Source organism: Skermania sp. ID1734, assembly GCF_007489285.1.
Classification (GTDB): domain Bacteria; phylum Actinomycetota; class Actinomycetes; order Mycobacteriales; family Mycobacteriaceae; genus ID1734.
This window is the reverse complement of the sequence record NZ_VLIY01000002.1, coordinates 361,768-379,588: the sequence shown is the minus strand read 5'-3', so window position 1 is coordinate 379,588 and position 17,821 is coordinate 361,768. Positions and strand designations below refer to the sequence as shown.

Below are 17,821 nucleotides of genomic sequence, written 5' to 3'. Positions count from 1 at the left end.
CTACCCGCGATACAGGCGCACGGCGTGCGGCCGGCTGGCGAACCGGAAGGACCGGCCGTTGCCCGTCACCTCACCGTCGGTCGCGATCCGCACCTTCTGGCCGTCGACCTGTGCGTCGAAACTCGACACCGATCGATGCACGTAGGTGGGTGAGCTGCCGAGCATTCCGGTCAATCCGGCGGTGGTGAGTCGCAACCGTGAGAACCGCATGTCGGCGCGCAGATAACGCACGTCGATGGTGCCGCGGTTGAGGTCTGGACGTGACATCGGCACCTGATCGGTGGGGGTGTAGCGGCCGTTGCCGACGAACAGCATCCAGATCAGTGACTTGCGGCCGTCGAGATGCACATGCAACGGCTCGGCGGCGGCGAGAACACGCAGCATCGCCAACGCGGCCGCCGGCCACTTGCCGAATCTCGGTTCCCACTTCTCCCGCAACCGAACCGAGTCCGGGTATCCGCCGAGACTTGCCGTGTTGACGAAAGTGCGCGGCTTATCGCCGTCGACAGTCACTTCGGCCAAGTCGACGAACACGGCCGATCCCGACTCGACCGCGGCGCAGGTCGCTTCGATCTCGGCTGCACCGACATCGCGGGCGAAGTGATTGAGGGTGCCGCCGGGGAAGGCCGCCAACGGCAGATGCCGGTCGACGGCGACATCGGCGACGACCAGGACAGTGCCGTCTCCGCCATACACACCGAGCGCTGCGGGCCGATGCTCGTCCACGGCGGCATTGATCTGTTCGCGCAGGTCTTTGTCCATGTCGAGTTCTAGTTCTCGCGCCTGCGGCAATCGCTTGCGCACGGCATCGATGCCGTCGGCGCTGCCCGAGCCCGGATTGCGGACGAGGAGCAGCCCGTCACCGTTGATCAACGCGGGCGCCTCGACTGCAGGTCCCACAGACGCCGGCTCCTCGGCCCGCACCGCCCACCAGCGACGGGTCGACACCGCCACCAGCGAGCCGAGCGCGAAGCCCGCCACCACGTCGCTGGGCCAGTGCACGCCGACGTGAACGCGCGAATAGCCGACCGCGAGGGCCAACGGCGCCACCGCCAGTCCCAGCGCGGGTGATTCGACGGCGACCCCGGTGGCGAATGCCGCGGCGGACGCCGCATGACCCGAGGGGAACGACGACGACACCGGCGGACGGAAGAGCCGGCGAAGCTGCGGCACGGCCTCCGCCGGCGGCCGGCGCCGCGGAAACAGCGGCTTGGCCAGTCCGTTGGCCACTGCACTGGCGCCCGCCACCGCGAAGATCCCGCGGATCCCGGCCCGACGCGCACGGCCCCCGGCGACCACCAGCCCGCCTGTGACAGCCGTCCAGAGCAGGCTGTGATTGGCCGCCTTGCTGAGCGCGAGCATTGTGCCGTCGAGCCCGGTGGGGCGCAGCCCGGCGCTGGCGGCGACGAGGCGTTCGTCGAACGAACGCACTGCGGAACCGGTGTTTTGGACACCACGGAAAAAGGTCATATGCGACAGCGTATGCAGTTCCACCGCTGGGCCGTGCGCTGGTTGTACTGTCGATGGTGTGCAGCGACGAATCATGGGCATCGAGACCGAGTTCGGGGTCACGTGCACCTTTCACGGGCATCGGCGACTGAGCCCGGACGAGGTCGCGCGGTACCTGTTTCGTCGTGTCGTGTCGTGGGGCCGGTCCTCGAACGTCTTCCTCCGCAACGGTGCTCGGCTCTACCTCGACGTCGGTTCGCACCCGGAGTATGCAACGGCCGAATGTGACAGCCTGCTGCAATTGGTGGCCCATGACCGCGCGGGCGAGCGGGTCCTCGAAGAACTGCTCGTCGACGCCGAGCAACGCCTCGCCGAGGAGGGCATCGGCGGGGACATCTACCTGTTCAAGAACAACACCGACTCGGCCGGCAATTCGTATGGCTGCCACGAGAACTTCCTCGTGGTGCGTGCCGGCGAGTTCTCCCGCATCTCCGACGTGCTGCTGCCGTTCCTGGTCACCCGCCAGTTGATCTGCGGCGCCGGCAAGGTTCTGCAAACTCCGAAGGCGGCCACGTTCTGCCTGTCCCAACGCGCCGAACATATTTGGGAAGGCGTGTCCTCGGCGACCACCCGCTCCCGGCCGATCATCAACACCCGCGACGAACCACACGCGGACGCCGAAAAGTACCGCCGCCTCCACGTCATCGTCGGCGACTCGAACATGTCCGAGACCACCACCATGCTGAAGGTGGGTACCGCGTCGCTGGTGCTGGAGATGATCGAAGCGGGCATGTCGTTCCGCGATTTCGCGTTGGACAACCCCATTCGGGCGATCCGCGAGGTCAGTCACGACTTCACCGGCCGCCGGCCGGTACGGCTGGCCGGTGGCCGCCAGGCCAGTGCGCTCGACATCCAGCGCGAGTACTACAGCCGCGCGGTCGAGCACCTACGCAACCGCGAACCGGATCCGCAGGTACTGCAGGTCGTTGATCTCTGGGGCCGCATGCTCGACGCGGTCGAGGGGCAGGACTTCGCCAAGGTCGACACTGAAATCGACTGGGTCATCAAGCGCAAGCTGTTCCAGCGCTATCAGGATCGCTACAACATGGATCTGTCGGATCCCAAGATTTCCCAGCTCGATCTGGCCTACCACGACATCAAACGCGGCCGCGGAGTCTTCGATCTGTTGCAGCGCAAGGGGCTGGCCAAGCGCGTCACCGAGGACGAGATGGTGGACGAGGCGGTGCGTACGCCGCCGCAGACCACCCGCGCGAAGTTGCGCGGTGACTTCATCGCGGCCGCTCAGGAGGCGGGCCGCGACTTCACCGTCGACTGGGTGCACCTCAAGCTCAACGACCAAGCCCAGCGCACGGTTTTGTGCAAGGACCCGTTCCGGTCGGTCGACGAGCGCGTGGAGCGGTTGATCTCATCGATGTGAGACCCGCGCGAGCGTCGCGCGAGTGTTCGCCATCCGGCGAACTAGGCTGGTCGCGTGGCTGTTGCGAAGGTCGAGCGATTGATGAATCTGGTCATCGCATTGCTGTCGACGCGGCAGTTCCTCACCGCGGACCGCATCCGGCGCAGCGTCGCCGGTTACGAGGATTGCGCGAGCGACGAGGCTTTCAGCCGGATGTTCGAGCGGGACAAGAACGAGCTGCGCGATCTCGGCATTCCGCTGGAAACGGGCCCGCCGTCGCGCTATTCGACCATCGAGGGTTACCGGATCAACCGCGACGCCTACGAGTTGCCGGACATCGAACTCAGCAGCGCTGAGGCGGCCGCGGTAGCGGTCGCGGTGCAACTGTGGGAGTCGCCCGAGCTGACCACGGCGTCGCACAACGCGCTGCTGAAACTGCGTGCGGCCGGGGTCCAAGTCGAGCCCGGTGCCGCAGTGACCGCTGTCGGCGCGCGCACCCGTGGTTCCGAGCCGGCGCTGGGCAAACTGCTCGCGGCCATCGACGCCGGTCAGGCGGTGCATTTCGACCACCGCGGCACCCCGACCGAGCCGTACCGTCGGCGCACGGTCGAGCCGTGGGGTGTGGTGACCTATCGAGGCCGCTGGTACCTGGTCGGGCATGACCGCGATCGCGACGCCGTGCGGACCTTCCGCCTATCCAGGATCGCGCCCGACGTCACCGCATTCGGGCCGGTCAACGCGGTGCGCAGGCCGGAAGGCCTGGATCTGCGCGAGACCGTCGACCGGGTGGTCGGCTCCTCGGCAGTGACCGGCACGGCGACGCTGTGGATTGCCGAGGGTAAGGCCCACGAGATCCGCCGCCTCGGTACATCGACCGGCGCCCGAAGGATCGCGGGCCGCGATGGCGCCGTCGTCGAGGTTCCCGTTCGGTCCCGCGACTGGATCACGCGGCTGATAGCGAGCCACAGCCCGGATGCGCTCGTGCTCGAGCCCGCCGATCTGCGTGCGGCCGTCCTCGGACGCTTGCGCGCGGCATTGACCAGCGAGGTTCGGCAGTGATGATCGGCGACGGAACCGCGGCGACAATTGGCGACGGAGCTGCGGTGACAATTGGCAGCGGAGCCGCGGTGATGATCGGCGGGGGACCACAGTGAGCGCGCGGCTGTCGAGCCGGTTGAGCCGGCTGCTCAACATGGTGCCGTACTTCCTGGCGCACCCCGGAATCAGCGCGGCGGAGGCGGCCGCGGACCTCGGCGTCACCACCAAGCAGTTGATGAGCGACCTGAATCAGCTGTGGATGTGCGGACTGCCCGGCTATGGGCCGGGTGACCTTATCGACCTGTCGTTTTCCGAAGAGAGCATCGAAGTCACATTCTCCGCGGGCATCGACCGGCCGGTCCGGCTCACCTCGACGGAAGCGACGGCGTTGTTGGTAGCGCTGCGTTCGATAGTCGAGATGCCCGGCATGGTCGATCCGAGTGCCGCGCAGCGGGCCATCGCCAAGATCGAAGCGGCCGCGGGGGCGGCAGCCGAGAAGCAGAACGGCACCATGCCGGTGCCCGCACCCGCCGCGACGATCGAGGATCCCGCTGCAGCGCAGGTGCGTTCGGCAGTAACTCAATCACGCGCGGTGCGTCTCGTCTACTACTCAGCGAGCCGCGATGCGGTCACCGAGCGAATTGTTGATCCCATCCGAATCGTGTTGTTGGACAACCACAGCTACCTTCAGGCGTGGTGCCGGCAGGCCGAGGCGGTGCGGCTGTTTCGGTTCGATCGAATCGAGGCCGCCACGGCGCTCGACGAACCGGCGCGGCCCCCGAGCACTGTCGCCGCCGACGATCCTGCCTCCGAATTGTTCAGCGAGGATTCCACGCTACCGATCGCCCGCCTGCGGATCGATTCATCGAGCACCTGGGTGCTCGATCAATACCCGATGGAGCAGATCGGCATCGACGATTCGGGCGCGGTGGAAGCGACCATGCGGTTCGCCACGCTGGACTGGATGGCCCGGATGATTCTCGGATTCGGGTCGGCGGTGACGGCCTTGGACCCGCCGGAACTCGTCGCCGCCGTCCGCGAACGCGCCGACGCCGCGCTCGCCGCCTACCAGGAAATCGACCAGGCGCAATGACCGACAAAATACGCATCTGCATCTTCGGAGCAGGCAGCATCGGCTGCTACGTCGGCGGGCGGCTCGCCGCGACCGACGCCGCCGAGGTGAGCTTCATCGCGAGGGAGCGGATCGCGACCGAACTGCGCGCCCACGGTCTGCATCTGTCCGATCTGCACGGCACCCGCGTCGACGTGCCACCCGAGCGTTTCGATGTCGATACCGCACCCACCGCGGCCGCGACCGCCGACTTCGTGTTCGTGACGGTCAAGTCCGCGGCCACCGAAGCCGCCGGAAAAACGCTGGCCGAACTCGTGCAACCCGGCACGGTGGTGATCAGCCTGCAGAACGGGATAGGCAACGCCGACGTGCTGCGCACACACTTACCCACCGCGACGGTGTTGGCCGGAATGGTGATGTACAACGTCGTTCACCACGGCGACGGACGGTTCCACCAGGGCAGCGACGGGGACATCGAAATTTCCGACCACCCGCGACTCGACGCTCTGGCCCCGGTTTTCGACGCTGCGGGTCTGCAGTTGGTCCGGCAAACGGAATTGTTGCCGGTGCAGTGGGCCAAGCTGATCCTCAATCTCAACAATGCGGTGAACGCGCTTTCCGGATTGCCGCTGCGTGAGGAGTTGAGTCAGCGCGACTATCGGTGTTGTGTGTCGTTGGCCCAGCGCGAGGCATTCGCCGTGCTCGACCGCGCGGGCATCCAACCGGCGCGGCTTACTCCGGTGCCGCCCGCGCTCATGCCGCGGCTGCTTACTGTCCCCGATTTCGTGTTCACCCGGGTATTCGGCCAGGTCATCGCCATCGATCCGCTCGCCCGCTCCTCGATGGCCGACGATCTCGACGCCGGTCGGCGCACGGAAATCGATTGGCTCAGCGGCGAAATCGTCCGGCTCGGCGAGCGCGTCGGGGTACCCACGCCGGTCAACGCGCGGTTGATCGAGCTGATTCGGCAGGCGGAATCGGGCGAACGGCGCACTTGGACGGGACGAGAACTGCTGGCCGAATTGCGGTCGGAACCGCGATCGCCAATTCGTTCGGTAGCATCGAACGTATCTCGATTCGGGAGGAAACTATGGGCGCGATGAGCTGGTGGCACTGGGCGATCGTCTTGGTGGTGCTGGTGGTTCTTTTCGGCTCCAAGCGGCTGCCCGACGCGGCTCGTGGCCTCGGTCAGTCGCTGCGCATCTTCAAGAGTGAAATCAAGGAGATGCAGAACGACGGCAAGTCGCAGAAGCCCGCCGAACCAGCGGCGCAAGCGCAGCTACCGGAGTCAAGTCCGCAGCCGGCCCCCACCGTAAACACCGAGCAGCAGAAGTCGGCCTGACGGTCCGCTGCAACCCCCCGTGCGTGAAATTTCACCGCGGGCGGTGAAATTTCACGCACGGGATGCGTACGGCATCCCGGCTTGACGCGTGAGAATGCTGATCCGGCTGTAGGAGACCCAGTGCGCATCCCCTTCGACCCGCGGCACAGCCGTCGCCGGACCAACCCGGACGGCACCATGTCGCTGGTCGAGCACCTCTACGAGCTGCGCAAGCGGTTGCTCATCTCGCTCGCCGCCGTCTGCGTCACGACGGCCGTCGGCTTCTTCTGGTACTCGCACCAGATCTTCGGAATCGAAAGCCTCGGCGACCTGCTTCGCGGGCCGTACTGCTCGCTACCGGCGCAGGCGCGGGCAAATCTGAGCAGCACGGGCGAGTGCCGGCTGCTGGCCACGGGTCCGTTCGAGCAGTTCATGCTGCGATTCAAGGTCGGCCTGACCGCTGGCATCGTGCTCGCCTGCCCGGTGTGGCTGTACCAGACCTGGGCGTTCATCACGCCGGGCCTGTATGCCAAGGAGCGCCGCTACGCCGTCTCGTTCGTCACGTGCGGCGCGGGCCTCTTCGTGGCCGGGGCCGTCCTCGCCTACATGGTCGTCTCCAAGGCGCTGCACTTCCTGCTGACCGTCGGTGACAACGTCCAAATCACCGCGCTGAGCGGCGCCCAATACTTCGGCTTCATCATCAACCTGCTGGTGATCTTCGGGGTCAGCTTCGAGATACCGCTGCTGATCGTCGCGCTGAACCTGGTCGGTGTCGTGCCCTACCGCAGGCTCAAGTCGTGGCGGCGCGGCCTCATCTTCACGCTGTTCGTCTTCGCGGCCATCGCGACGCCCGGCCAAGATCCGTTCTCCATGCTCGCGTTGGCGTTGGCGTTGACCGTGCTGCTCGAGGTCGCCATCCAGATCGCCCGAATCAACGACAAGCGCAAGGCGCGCCGGCTTGCCGCCGCCAAGCAGGCGCTGCCCGACGACCGTCCATCGGTCATTCCTACGGCATCGACCATCCCCACGCCGGAACCGCTCACGCGTGCCACCGACTTCTCCGACACGCTGTGACGTGACAGCCCAGGCCCATTTCGGCACCCAACTCAGCGCCTTCAGCGCCGGGTTGGCGTTCGCTCTCGACCCTTTCCAGGCAGAGGCGTGTGTTGCGCTCGAATCCGGACACAGCGTGCTGGTCTGCGCCCCAACGGGTGCCGGTAAGACGGTGGTCGGCGAGTTCGCGGTGCATCTAGCGCTCGCGTCGGAGGGCAAATGCTTCTACACGACGCCGATCAAGGCGCTGAGCAACCAGAAGTTCGCCGACCTTGTGCAACGGTATGGCCGCGATTCCGTCGGGTTGCTCACCGGCGACCAGAGCATCAACCCCGACGCGCCGGTGGTCGTCATGACCACCGAGGTGCTGCGCAACATGCTCTACGCCGATTCCGATGCGCTGCGCGGACTCTCGCACGTGGTGATGGATGAGGTGCATTTTCTGGCCGACCGGTTCCGCGGCGCCGTTTGGGAGGAAGTGATTCTGCACCTGCCCGAAGCGGTCCGGCTGGTAAGCCTGTCCGCGACGGTCAGCAACGCCGAGGAGTTCGGTGCCTGGATGCGAACCGTGCGCGGCGACACGACGGTGGTGGTTGACGAAAACCGTCCCGTGCCGCTGTGGCAGCACATCATGGTGGGCCGCAGGTTGTTCGACCTCTTCGACACCAGGGCGCACAAGCCAGGCAGCAAGAACGTGATCGTCGATCAGGACTTGCTGCGCCACCTGCGCCAGCGGGAGGCGTTGGCACTGGACCGGCAGTGGCAACCGCGGGGCAGGGGCCAGCGCGGTCGCCCGGACTTTCGGCCGCTGCCCAGGCCGGAGGTGATCAGGCGGCTGGACGATGAAGGCCTGCTGCCGGCGATTACCTTCATCTTCAGCCGCGCCGGATGTGATTCGGCGCTGGCGCAGTGCCTGCGTTCGACGCTGCGGCTTACCACCGACGACGAAGTCGGCGAGATCGACGCGATCATCGACAGACACACCGGCGAGCTACCGCGGGCCGACCTCGAGGTGCTCGGGTACTGGGAGTGGCGTGAAGCGCTCGAACGAGGACTGGCCGCCCACCACGCAGGGATGCTGCCGGCGTTTCGGCACACCGTCGAGGAGTTGTTCGTCCGTGGGCTCGTCCGCGCCGTATTCGCTACCGAGACACTCGCCTTGGGCATCAATATGCCCGCCCGCACGGTGGTGCTCGAGCGGTTGGTGAAGTTCAACGGCGAGGCGCACGCCGATTTGACGCCGGGGGAGTACACCCAGCTGACCGGGCGGGCCGGGCGACGCGGCATCGATGTCGAGGGTCATGCGGTGGTGCTGTGGCATCCGGACCTCGACGCGACCGAGGTCGCCGGGCTCGCGTCCACGCGCACGTATCCGCTGCGTAGCTCGTTCCGGCCGGGTTACAACATGACGATCAACCTCATCGACCGGATGGGTACGACCGAAGCGCGCAACCTGCTGGAGCGCTCGTTCGCGCAGTTCCAGGCCGACCGGTCGGTGGTTGGGCTGGTTCGCGGGATCGAGCGCAACGAGACGGCGTTAGTGCAGTTACGCGAGAGCCTCGGTGGCGAGGGCGGCGAGTACCTCGAATACGCGCAGTTGCGTGAGCGAATCAAAGCCCGGGAGAGGCAATTGGAACGCCGCGGACGTGACGACAGGCGCGCCGCCGCCTTGCAATCGCTGGCTGCGCTGCGCCGCGGAGATGTCATCGCGGTGCCGAGCGGCCGGCGAGCCGGATTGGCCGTCGTGCTGGAGTCCGACGGTGGCGCGGACCCACGGCCACTCGTGGTGACAGAGGACAAATGGGCCGGTCGACTGTCCGCGGCCGATTTTTCCGCACCCGCCGAGGCGCTAGGTCGAATGCGGCTGGCCAAGCACATCGATCACCGCACCGCCCGCGGGCGTCGTGACCTGGCGTCGGCGTTGCGCAGCACCGGCATCTCTGCGCCGCGTCGCACCAAACGCGGCAAATCACACGCAGGCGAGGATGCCGAGCTGGCCAAGTTGCGACGCGCGTTGCGGAGCCACCCCTGCCACAGTTGGCCGAACCGCGAGGAACTCGCCCGGGTGGGCGAGCGCTATGCGCGACTCGTCCGCGAAACCGAGTCGATGCGGCAAAAGGTTTCCACCACAACGAATTCGCTGGCCCGCACATTCGACCGGATATCGGCGTTGCTGTCCGAGCGCGGATACATCGTCAACGGCGCAGTCACCGAGGATGGCGCCGCCCTGAGCCGGATCTACGCCGAAAGCGACCTGCTGATCGCCGAGTGCCTGCGACACCGGGCATGGAGCGGCCTGAGCCCCGCCGAACTCGCCGCGGTGGCCTCCACAGTCGTCTACGAATCGCGGCGTGAGTCGGACGGCTACGTCGGCGTCACGGGCCCGACCGGGCCGATACGGCACGCCATCACCGAGACGATGCGGTTGTTCGCTGAGTTGCGTGCGGACGAGGCCCGACACAAGTTGCCGCCGATGCGTGAGCCCGATCTCGGTTTCGTATCGGCGGTTTACAAGTGGGCGAAGGGCGAGGCGCTCGTCGAGGCCCTGCTTGCCGCAGGTGACGCGGGCAAGCCGCTGCCCGCGGGCGACTTCGTGCGCTGGTGCCGGCAGGTGATCGACCTGCTCGACCAGTTGCGCACCACGGCCGATGATCCGCAGGTCCGCGAGGCGGCCGCCAAGGCGGTCCGGGCGGTCCGCCGGGGTGTCGTCGCCGTGGACGCGGCGTGAGCGCGGCACGGCGGGCTAACGTGTTAGCGGAAATCACAGAGGAGGCGAGCAATGAGCAGCCCTAACGGCCCCAACGAGCCGAAGGACCAGTGGGCACGCCCACAGGAACAGGGCTGGCAGCAGCCGCAGTGGTCGCCGCAACCGCAGCAACAGTGGCAACCGCAACCCGAGCACCCACAGCAAGGCCAACAGCAGCAGTGGTCGTCGCCATACGGTCAGCCGGCTCCGCAATACGGCCAGCCCGGACAGCAGTACGCCCAACAACCGGGCCAGCAGTGGCCGGCCGAGCCTGGCCAGTGGAACCAGCCCGGTCAACAGTGGGGTCAACCGGAACAGCCCTGGGGTCAGCCGCCGGGTGAGCAGCCTATCGGCGCGCCGAAGAAGAAGTCGAAGCTGCCGCTCATTGGTGGAGCCGTCGCGCTGGTGGTTGTCGCCGCGGTCGTTGTGGCCTTGGTCCTGTTCTTTACCCACAAGACGCTGCTGGACCAGAACGCCGCACAGGACGGCGTGAAGAAGGTGCTCACTGAATCCTATGGCGTGCAGAATCTTTCGGGCGTGAGCTGCCCGAGCGGCGTCGAGGTGAAGAAGGACGCGCAATTCACCTGCACCGTCACCATCGACGGCGAGCACAAGGACGTGACGGTCACGTTCACCGACGACAATGGGACCTATGAGGTCGGCCGCCCAGGTTAGTCAGCATTCAACAATTCCGTCGAAGCGGGATTGTCTTGATAGCACGAAGTCAGAGTAGCCAGCGGTCGCTGATCCAATTTCCACACCGTATTTCCAAACAGCGTCGCGATTCATTCAATTGACCGACACTGCTGGCTTCAGAATTCGTCTAGCATCCGACTAGTGATCCGCCTAGCTCGCTCGCGTGGCGAATCTACGCGGCGGACAAAAGGGCGAAAGTTGAGCAGCTACGAATGATTCATCCCAGTGGAACCGAGCGGCATTTCGATGATGGGCGACGTCCACAATTTGCGCAACCACGCGGCTCGACATCACCATATTCAGAAAGCGATGGTCCGGCGCAGGCTGCGCTTTGGCCTTTCTTCGCAGGGCCTATATTCGGATTCCTCCTCCTTGTTGCTGGCTTTGCTTTTAAGATCACCGCGTTGTGGTCCCTGGGAATCCTTGTTTTCGTTCTCGGTACAGTCGTGGTAATCATCCGCGCCGCCACTCGGTCGAGTACTTCGAATCCTCCCGCAGCGCCAATCGCCTACACGGCCGACGGCCGCCCTATTTATCCTGTTGTCGGTTACACGCCAGACGGACTGGCCATCACCGCTGATCGCGCCGTCGGATACCAGCCAATAAATCCGCGCACGAATTCACTGGCGATTGCAGCTCTGGTGCTCGGCTTCGTATTTCCAGTCATAGCGATACCGATCGGGCATATTGCTTGCTCGCAGATCCGCCGCACAGGTGAACAAGGCCGAGGTATGGCCCTGACAGGTCTGATACTCGGGTATATCTCCGTTCTGTTCATCCTATTCGTCATTCTTGCGTTCCTAACTGCATCGTAGGACGAACTGTGACGTCGGCTTTAGCACTACTACACTGCTACACACCCGCAGGACGATTCAATGCCATTCTCGGTTCCAGCCGCAAATACCCAAGGCGCTCTATCGATCGCGGCGGTGCTGTCAGCTGTCGTGTTCTCCGTGGCTCTATGGGTATACCGTGACGCGCGAGCGTGTGCCAGCAGCGGACGACCCGTTGTATATTCGGTGGGCACATTTCGACTCGAAACACCAGTCCAATGGTTCTTTGCGTGTCTCTTGCTCGCGGAGATGTTCTTTCCTCTCTACATCGAAAGCCGTAGCTTCGCGTAGTCCGGCTGCAACGTGGAACACCTGTCCTCGCTGAAACTCAACGCCCAGTCGGGGACCATATTCCTCGACTGGACGTACCGTTCAGCGGCCCTTCATCGCCTCCACCAACCGCTTGACCGGACTCTCGGCATTCAACTCGACGGCCAATTCCTGCAACCGCTGCGGGTCAGCCGGCTCGGTAGGCAGCACGTCCGGTCGCGAGAAGTGCACATCGGCGTCGCGCACCACTCGAACGACTGTCGTGGCAACCTCCAAATAGTCCTCGGCCGCCGCGAGTTTCGCTCGAACCCCCTGCGCCATATCGGATTCGGGATCGCGCACCGCCGCACGCAGAGCCTCGATGGAGCCGAACTGCATGATCAACGACGACGCCGATTTTTCCCCGATGCCTTTCACACCGGGCAGCCCGTCGGAGGCATCGCCACGCAAGGTGGCCAGGTCGGCGTAGGCGGCACCGGCATTCGCTTCGGGCACACCGTATTTGGCGGCTACTTCGGCAGGTCCGAACAATTCGGCCTTCGCCAGACCGCGGCCGACGTAGTACACCCGAACCGCCACCTCACGATCCTCCACCAGTTGCAACAGATCCCGGTCACCCGAGACCACCACGACGTCGTCGGTCCGCTCGCGGGTCGCTAGCGTGCCGAGCACGTCGTCGGCCTCCAAGCCTTCCGCACCTGCAGTCGCAATACCGGCCGCCTCGAGTACCTCGAGGATCATGTCGACCTGCGGCGTCAACAGGTCCGGCACCTCTTCGACATTCTCATCGGCGCCATCGGGTGCCAGTCGGTGCGTCTTGTACGACGGCACCGCGTCGACCCGGAATTGCGGACGCCAGTCGAGGTCCAGGCAGACGACCAGCCGCGCCGGCGAGTGCCGGTTGATCAGCGCGGCCACCATGTCGGTGAACCCGCGCAACGCATTCACCGAGCGCCCGTCCTCGGCGGTGATCGAGGCAGGAATCGCGTGGAAGGCGCGGAACCACAGGCTGGCACCGTCGAGCAGCAGAAGAGGTCCAGTCATAGCCGATAGCCTAGGGCGTATGACGACGGCGACACGCTTCCCCGCGCAGGTGTACCGGCAGCGCTTGGATCGGGCCGCGCAACTGACCGCCGATGCCGGATTCGATGGGCTCGTGGTCACGCCCGGACCGGACCTGCAGTATCTGGTCGGTTCGGCCGCAAGTTCCTTCGAACGGCTGACCTGCCTGGTGGTACCGAGCGACGGCAGCCGGGCCAGCATGGTGATTCCGAAGCTGGAATTGGCCTCGCACAACGACTCGGCGATCGCCGAACTCGGCTTACCGGTTCTCGATTGGGTCGACGGGGCCGATCCCTATCAACTCGCCGCCTCGGTACTCAAGCCGTCGCCGCGCACGGCGGTTGCCGATGCGATGCCCGCACTGCACTTGCTTCCGCTCGCCGCCGTCTTCGGCGCTCTGCCGGCGCTGGCCACGCCCATCCTGCGCGAGCTCCGGATGATCAAGGACGCCAGCGAAATCGAGGCATTGCGTCGGGCCGGAGCGGCAATCGACCGCGTGCACGCCCGAATGGGGGAGTGGCTCCGCCCGGGCCGCACCGAGCGGGAGGTGGGTGCCGACATCGCCCGCGCGATCATCGACGAGGGCCATAGCGAGGCCGCCTTCGTCATCGTCGGCTCGGGCCCGCACGGAGCAGATCCGCATCACGAAGTGTCCGACCGGGTCATCGAATCCGGCGACATTGTGGTCATCGACATTGGGGGGCCGGTGCCGCCGGGATACAACTCGGACAGCACCCGGACCTACAGCATGGGCGATCCTGCTCCCGAAGTCGCCGAGAAGTTCGCGGTGCTCGAGCAGGCCCAAGCGGCGGCCGTCGCCGCGGTGGCGCCGGGAGTGACCGCCGAGCAGATCGACGCCGCCGCCCGCGATGTCATCGCCGCCGCCGGGATGGGGCCGGCGTTCGTGCACCGCACCGGTCATGGCATCGGAATCTCCGTACACGAAGAGCCGTACATCGTTGCCGGCAACGGTCTTTCGCTCTTGCCGGGGATGGCGTTCTCAATCGAGCCGGGCATCTACTTTCGCGACGAGTGGGGCGCCCGCATCGAGGACATCGTCGTTGTCACCGAAGGCGGTTGCGAGGTGCTCAACAACCAGCCGCACGGATTGACGGTGCTGTAGAGATGGGTCGCAGGAAGGCGCGCGTCGAAGACGTCCACGAGCTAGCCCTGGCGATGCCACACGTGACCGTAGAGACGGGTCCGAGCGGCAATCCTATCTACCAGGTCGGTCGAAAGTCGTTCGTCTTCTTCCGCACTCCGCGCCCGGACGCATTCGACCCGGAGACAGGGGAGCGCTACACAGACGTGATCATCTTCTGGGTGCCGTCGGAGTCGGACAAGCAGGCGCTGGTGCAGGACCCCTCGTCGCCGTTTTTCACGACGCCGCATTTCAACGGGCATCCATCAGTCCTGCTGCGCGCCAGTCGCATCGGTGAACTGTCCCGGCAAGAGCTCGCCGAGATCATCGAAGATGCCTGGCTGTCCCGCGCCTCACCGACGCGGCAGAAGGCGTGGCTGGAAAGCGGATCTAGCCGCGCTAACCAACTGTGACGAAAACCGCGGTCTTGTGCAAGGAGAGCGACTTCGAGATCACCCAAAGTGCGCGGTCGAGTTGCGCTTGTGGCACTTCGACGCAAATGTTTCCCGTCGCACTAGCACCCGGGTATAGCTCTCCATTGCTGCCGAGCGCGTCTGGTACGACCCCGCACCCGTGATTGGAACTGTCGAACGTGTTGCCAGCCGATCCGAGAACCTTGAAATCTAGATCCCATTGAACGTTTCCAGTCTTGGGCCCCTTGTACGTCGTTGTCACATTCGCCATGACATAGGCGGAGCCGGAGCTCGGTGGATCATTGAACTGGTTCTCGCTTAGAACCTCGCGCTGGGCGTCGCGGTTGACGCTGTTTACGACTACGGTCCAGTCAGGCAGTGTCGCAGCATCTCCTATGTGAAGTGGCCGTTCGCGGCTGCCGGGTCCATGTTCTTCCGCCTCCACCGATGGTGCTAACGACGCTGCGGGCGACCCCACATCGTCAAACGCGTGACTGATGTCATCTACCGCGTTGAAGAAGATTGTCATGCCCCATACACCGAGTGCGGTTGCGACCGCGCCAATTCCGATACCGAAGCCGCTCATTACGCGATTACTCGCGATCCCCCGCCTCACTCTGCCAAACCCAAGCACCCCGAAGAGAATTGCGAGTAGGCCCAGAATTAGCGCAATGAATCCTGTCAACGGAACGAGCCCAAAGACGAGACCAATAATTGCAAGGACGAGCGCGGTAATGCCGAACCCGTTTCGATAGTTCGGGGGAGGAGTCCAGTTCGCCGGAGGCGGTTGCGAAAATCCAGGCGGCGGCGGGAATTGACCACCGTAGGGCGGTGGAGATTGATGAACCATGGGTATGACTTTACATAACCTTTGGTAATGGCTCTTAGTCGTCCAAGCGGAAAGCGGACCTAACGCAACACACTCGAACACATCACCCGCTGCACGTCGATCTCGATGACTACACGCGTCGGATTGTGACGTGGCTGCCGATACCGCGCGGCGTAGCGCTGCACGGCGTCATGCACCGAGTCGCGGTCGCGAAGTACGCGCGCCGGTCCTTCCAGCGTGATCCACCGGACGCCATCCACTTGACTGACCGCGGCGTAACCGTGCCGCTCTACATTGCGCGCCTTGTGCGAGGCACCGTCGGTGATGATGCGCACCCGGCATCTCTCGGCGTCCCAGGTAAAACCGACCGCCACCACATGCGGCGTGCCGTCCTGTCGCAGGGTGGTCAGCGTGGCCAAATGCCGGTCGGTGACGAACTCGAGTGCAGCCTGGCTGAGAACGATTGGTTGGGGGTCACTCGACATACGTCGAAGGTAGTCCAGCACACTGATCACCGTGGCAACGCGAACCAAGCAGTTGGCGCCCGGAACCGTCCTGATCCTCGGCGGCCGCAGTGAGATCGGCCAAGCCGTGGCCGAGCGCGTCGCTGCAGGACGAACGGTCGTGCTGGCCGCCCGCAACAGTTCCGACCTGCAACCACAGCGCGACAGACTCCACGCCGCGGGCGCTGCCGCAGTCCACGCGATCGAATTCGACGCCGACGACGTCCATTCGCACGCCACCGTACTGGCATCGGTGGTGCGTGACCACGGACCGATCGGAATCGCGGTGTTGGTGTTCGGGATACTGGGCGACCAGCAGCGGGCGGAGCGGGAGTCGGCGCATGCGCTGCAGGTGATCCAGACCGACTATGTCGCACAGGTCTCCGTGCTTACGGATTTGGCGACCCTCATGCGCACTCAGGGTGACGGCCACATCGTCGTGTTCAGTTCCGTTGCTGGAGTGCGGGTTCGACGCGCGAACTATGTCTATGGCTCCGCCAAGGCCGGTCTCGACGGCTTCGCGTGTGGGCTTGCAGATTCGTTGCATGGCACCGGCGTTCATCTGCTACTCGTCCGGCCCGGGTTCGTCATCGGCACCATGACCGACGGCATGAAGCCGGCGCCGTTTTCGAGCACTCCCAACCAAGTTGCCGACGCCGTAGTAAACGGGCTGCGGCGCCGGTCTGGTCCGGTGTGGGTGCCGAATCTGCTTCGGCCCGTGTTTTTCGGTATGCGTCTACTGCCCCAGCCGATTTGGCGGAGGCTGCCGCGGTGATACCCATCCACGTCGTCGGCATCGGGGCGGATGGCTGGTCCGGTCTCACCGACGCAACCCGGGCGGCGATCGCAGACGCCGACGTGCTGATCGGTTCCGGCCGTCAGCTGGATTTGATCCCTGCTTGCAGCGCCGAACGGGTGCGGTGGCCCTCGCCGCTGCTACCCGCGTTGCCGGGGTTGTTCGACGATCTCGCCGACAAGCGGGTGTGCGTGCTCGCGAGCGGCGACCCGATGTTTCACGGCATTGGTGTGACGCTGGCTCGTCTGCTCGGCATCGATCGGTTACGCGTGCTGCCGCAACCGTCGTCGGCCTCGCTCGCCTGCGCGAGACTTGGCTGGCCGCTCGCGGATACCCCTGTCGTATCTCTGGTCAATCGGCCGGCGCAGACGTTGCTACCCGACGTGGTTGACGGCGCCCGGTTACTGGTGCTCAGCAATGACGCCAGCACGCCGACCGCGGTCGCGAAACTACTGGCAGACAACGGCTTCGGTGGCTCGACGCTGCATGTGCTCGAGCAGCTCGGCGGCCCGTTGGAACGCCGTTTCGACGGCGAGGCAGCGGCTTGGCCGCACGCGCCGGGTGATCCGCTCAACATCGTTGCGGTGATCTGTCGTGGCGACACCAGGCCGCGCCGCACGCGAATCCCAGGTCTTGTCGACGCCGCCTTCGAAACCGACGGCCAATTGACCAAACAGGAGGTCCGCGCGCTGACACTGACAGCGCTGGCTCCGGCACCGGGTGAACTGCTCTGGGACGTAGGCGGGGGGACCGGAAGCATCGGAATCGAATGGTGCCGAACGCATCCACGCTGTCGCGCGATCATCTTCGAGCGGACTGCCGAGCGGGCTGACCGGATCCGGCGCAACGCCCTCGCCCTTGGCGTGCCCGGAGTTGAAATCCACGGCTCGGCGCCAGCGGCTTTCGATGACCTACCAGTTCCCGACGTGATCTTCCTCGGCGGCGGAGTGACACAACCGGGCCTGTTCGACGCGTGCTGGACCAGACTCCGCCCAGGCGGCCGGTTGGTGATCAACGCGGTGACCATCGAGACGGAGTCGCAGGTCATCGCGTGGGCGAATGAGTACGGCGGGACGCTGCGGAAGCTGCAAGTTTCGCGGGTGGAGGCGCTCGGGGGTTTCACCGCGTGGCGCCCGCAGTTGCCGGTGACGCAGTGGGTTGCGGATAAGCCGCGTTGACGGC

The 17,821-nt window shown here is 65.3% G+C and carries 17 protein-coding genes; 13 read left to right on the top strand and 4 right to left on the bottom strand.

The window, feature by feature from the left end; translation table 11 throughout:
• A complete protein-coding gene (locus FOS14_RS03760; RefSeq protein ID WP_143768902.1) occupies positions 1 to 1,470 on the bottom strand; it encodes a bifunctional phosphatase PAP2/diacylglycerol kinase family protein in 1,470 nt (489 codons plus the stop codon).
• Between the two features lie 58 nt (positions 1,471 to 1,528).
• Between FOS14_RS03760 and pafA the strand changes: the two genes are divergently transcribed.
• The 9 genes from pafA (at position 1,529) to FOS14_RS03715 (ending at position 11,607) form a co-directional block, all read left to right on the top strand.
• On the top strand, positions 1,529 to 2,887 hold the full coding sequence (gene pafA, locus FOS14_RS03755) for a Pup--protein ligase (protein ID WP_185981599.1): 1,359 nt from the start codon (positions 1,529 to 1,531) through the stop codon (positions 2,885 to 2,887).
• 54 nt (positions 2,888 to 2,941) lie between these two features.
• Entirely contained in the window at positions 2,942 to 3,925 is a 984-nt protein-coding gene (locus FOS14_RS03750; protein ID WP_185981598.1) for a YafY family protein, read from the top strand.
• 91 nt (positions 3,926 to 4,016) lie between these two features.
• On the top strand, positions 4,017 to 4,997 hold the full coding sequence (locus FOS14_RS03745) for a YafY family protein (RefSeq protein ID WP_143768901.1): 981 nt from the start codon (positions 4,017 to 4,019) through the stop codon (positions 4,995 to 4,997).
• A complete protein-coding gene (locus FOS14_RS03740) occupies positions 4,994 to 6,079 on the top strand; it encodes a 2-dehydropantoate 2-reductase (RefSeq protein WP_143768900.1) in 1,086 nt (361 codons plus the stop codon). Before FOS14_RS03745 ends, FOS14_RS03740 begins: the two co-directional genes overlap by 4 nt.
• A complete protein-coding gene (gene tatA, locus FOS14_RS03735; protein WP_143768899.1) occupies positions 6,067 to 6,318 on the top strand; it encodes a Sec-independent protein translocase subunit TatA in 252 nt (83 codons plus the stop codon). Before FOS14_RS03740 ends, tatA begins: the two co-directional genes overlap by 13 nt.
• 120 nt (positions 6,319 to 6,438) lie before the next feature.
• Positions 6,439 to 7,371: a twin-arginine translocase subunit TatC gene (gene tatC / locus FOS14_RS03730; RefSeq protein ID WP_143768898.1), complete on the top strand. Its 933-nt coding sequence runs from the start codon at positions 6,439 to 6,441 to the stop codon at positions 7,369 to 7,371.
• 1 nt (position 7,372) lies between these two features.
• Complete coding sequence (locus tag FOS14_RS03725; protein WP_143768897.1) at positions 7,373 to 10,078, top strand: RNA helicase; 2,706 nt, start codon at positions 7,373 to 7,375, stop codon at positions 10,076 to 10,078.
• Positions 10,079 to 10,129: 51 nt separating this feature from the next.
• Positions 10,130 to 10,771, top strand: coding sequence for a DUF4333 domain-containing protein (locus tag FOS14_RS03720; RefSeq protein ID WP_143768896.1), 642 nt, complete (start codon positions 10,130 to 10,132; stop codon positions 10,769 to 10,771).
• 233 nt (positions 10,772 to 11,004) lie between these two features.
• On the top strand, positions 11,005 to 11,607 hold the full coding sequence (locus FOS14_RS03715) for a DUF4190 domain-containing protein (RefSeq protein WP_143768895.1): 603 nt from the start codon (positions 11,005 to 11,007) through the stop codon (positions 11,605 to 11,607).
• A gap of 390 nt (positions 11,608 to 11,997) precedes the next feature.
• Here FOS14_RS03715 and FOS14_RS03710 read toward each other — a convergent pair whose 3' ends face one another.
• A complete protein-coding gene (locus FOS14_RS03710; RefSeq protein WP_143768894.1) occupies positions 11,998 to 12,939 on the bottom strand; it encodes a 5'-3' exonuclease in 942 nt (313 codons plus the stop codon).
• 19 nt (positions 12,940 to 12,958) lie between these two features.
• On the opposite strand from FOS14_RS03710, the gene FOS14_RS03705 reads away from it, so the two are divergent.
• Both FOS14_RS03705 and FOS14_RS03700 read left to right on the top strand, forming a co-directional pair.
• Positions 12,959 to 14,080: a Xaa-Pro peptidase family protein gene (locus FOS14_RS03705; RefSeq protein WP_143768893.1), complete on the top strand. Its 1,122-nt coding sequence runs from the start codon at positions 12,959 to 12,961 to the stop codon at positions 14,078 to 14,080.
• Between the two features lie 2 nt (positions 14,081 to 14,082).
• The gene (locus tag FOS14_RS03700) at positions 14,083 to 14,511 is read left to right on the top strand and encodes an MmcQ/YjbR family DNA-binding protein (RefSeq protein ID WP_185981597.1); all 429 of its coding nucleotides are present in this window, start codon (positions 14,083 to 14,085) and stop codon (positions 14,509 to 14,511) included.
• On the opposite strand, the gene FOS14_RS24600 is transcribed toward FOS14_RS03700, so the two are convergent.
• Together FOS14_RS24600 and FOS14_RS03690 are read right to left on the bottom strand one after the other, a co-directional pair.
• Positions 14,498 to 15,361 carry a DUF4352 domain-containing protein gene (locus tag FOS14_RS24600; RefSeq protein WP_185981596.1) on the bottom strand — a complete coding sequence of 288 codons (864 nt, stop codon included), beginning with the start codon at positions 15,359 to 15,361 and terminating at the stop codon, positions 14,498 to 14,500. The genes FOS14_RS03700 and FOS14_RS24600 overlap by 14 nt on opposite strands.
• Before the next feature lie 59 nt (positions 15,362 to 15,420).
• Positions 15,421 to 15,825: a pyridoxamine 5'-phosphate oxidase family protein gene (locus tag FOS14_RS03690; protein WP_143768892.1), complete on the bottom strand. Its 405-nt coding sequence runs from the start codon at positions 15,823 to 15,825 to the stop codon at positions 15,421 to 15,423.
• A gap of 31 nt (positions 15,826 to 15,856) precedes the next feature.
• On the opposite strand from FOS14_RS03690, the gene FOS14_RS03685 reads away from it, so the two are divergent.
• Together FOS14_RS03685 and cbiE are read left to right on the top strand one after the other, a co-directional pair.
• A complete protein-coding gene (locus tag FOS14_RS03685; RefSeq protein ID WP_143768891.1) occupies positions 15,857 to 16,618 on the top strand; it encodes an SDR family NAD(P)-dependent oxidoreductase in 762 nt (253 codons plus the stop codon).
• Positions 16,615 to 17,817, top strand: a complete 1,203-nt coding sequence (gene cbiE / locus FOS14_RS03680; RefSeq protein WP_143768890.1) for a precorrin-6y C5,15-methyltransferase (decarboxylating) subunit CbiE — start codon at positions 16,615 to 16,617, stop codon at positions 17,815 to 17,817. Before FOS14_RS03685 ends, cbiE begins: the two co-directional genes overlap by 4 nt.
• The last annotated feature ends 4 nt before the right edge of the window (positions 17,818 to 17,821 follow it).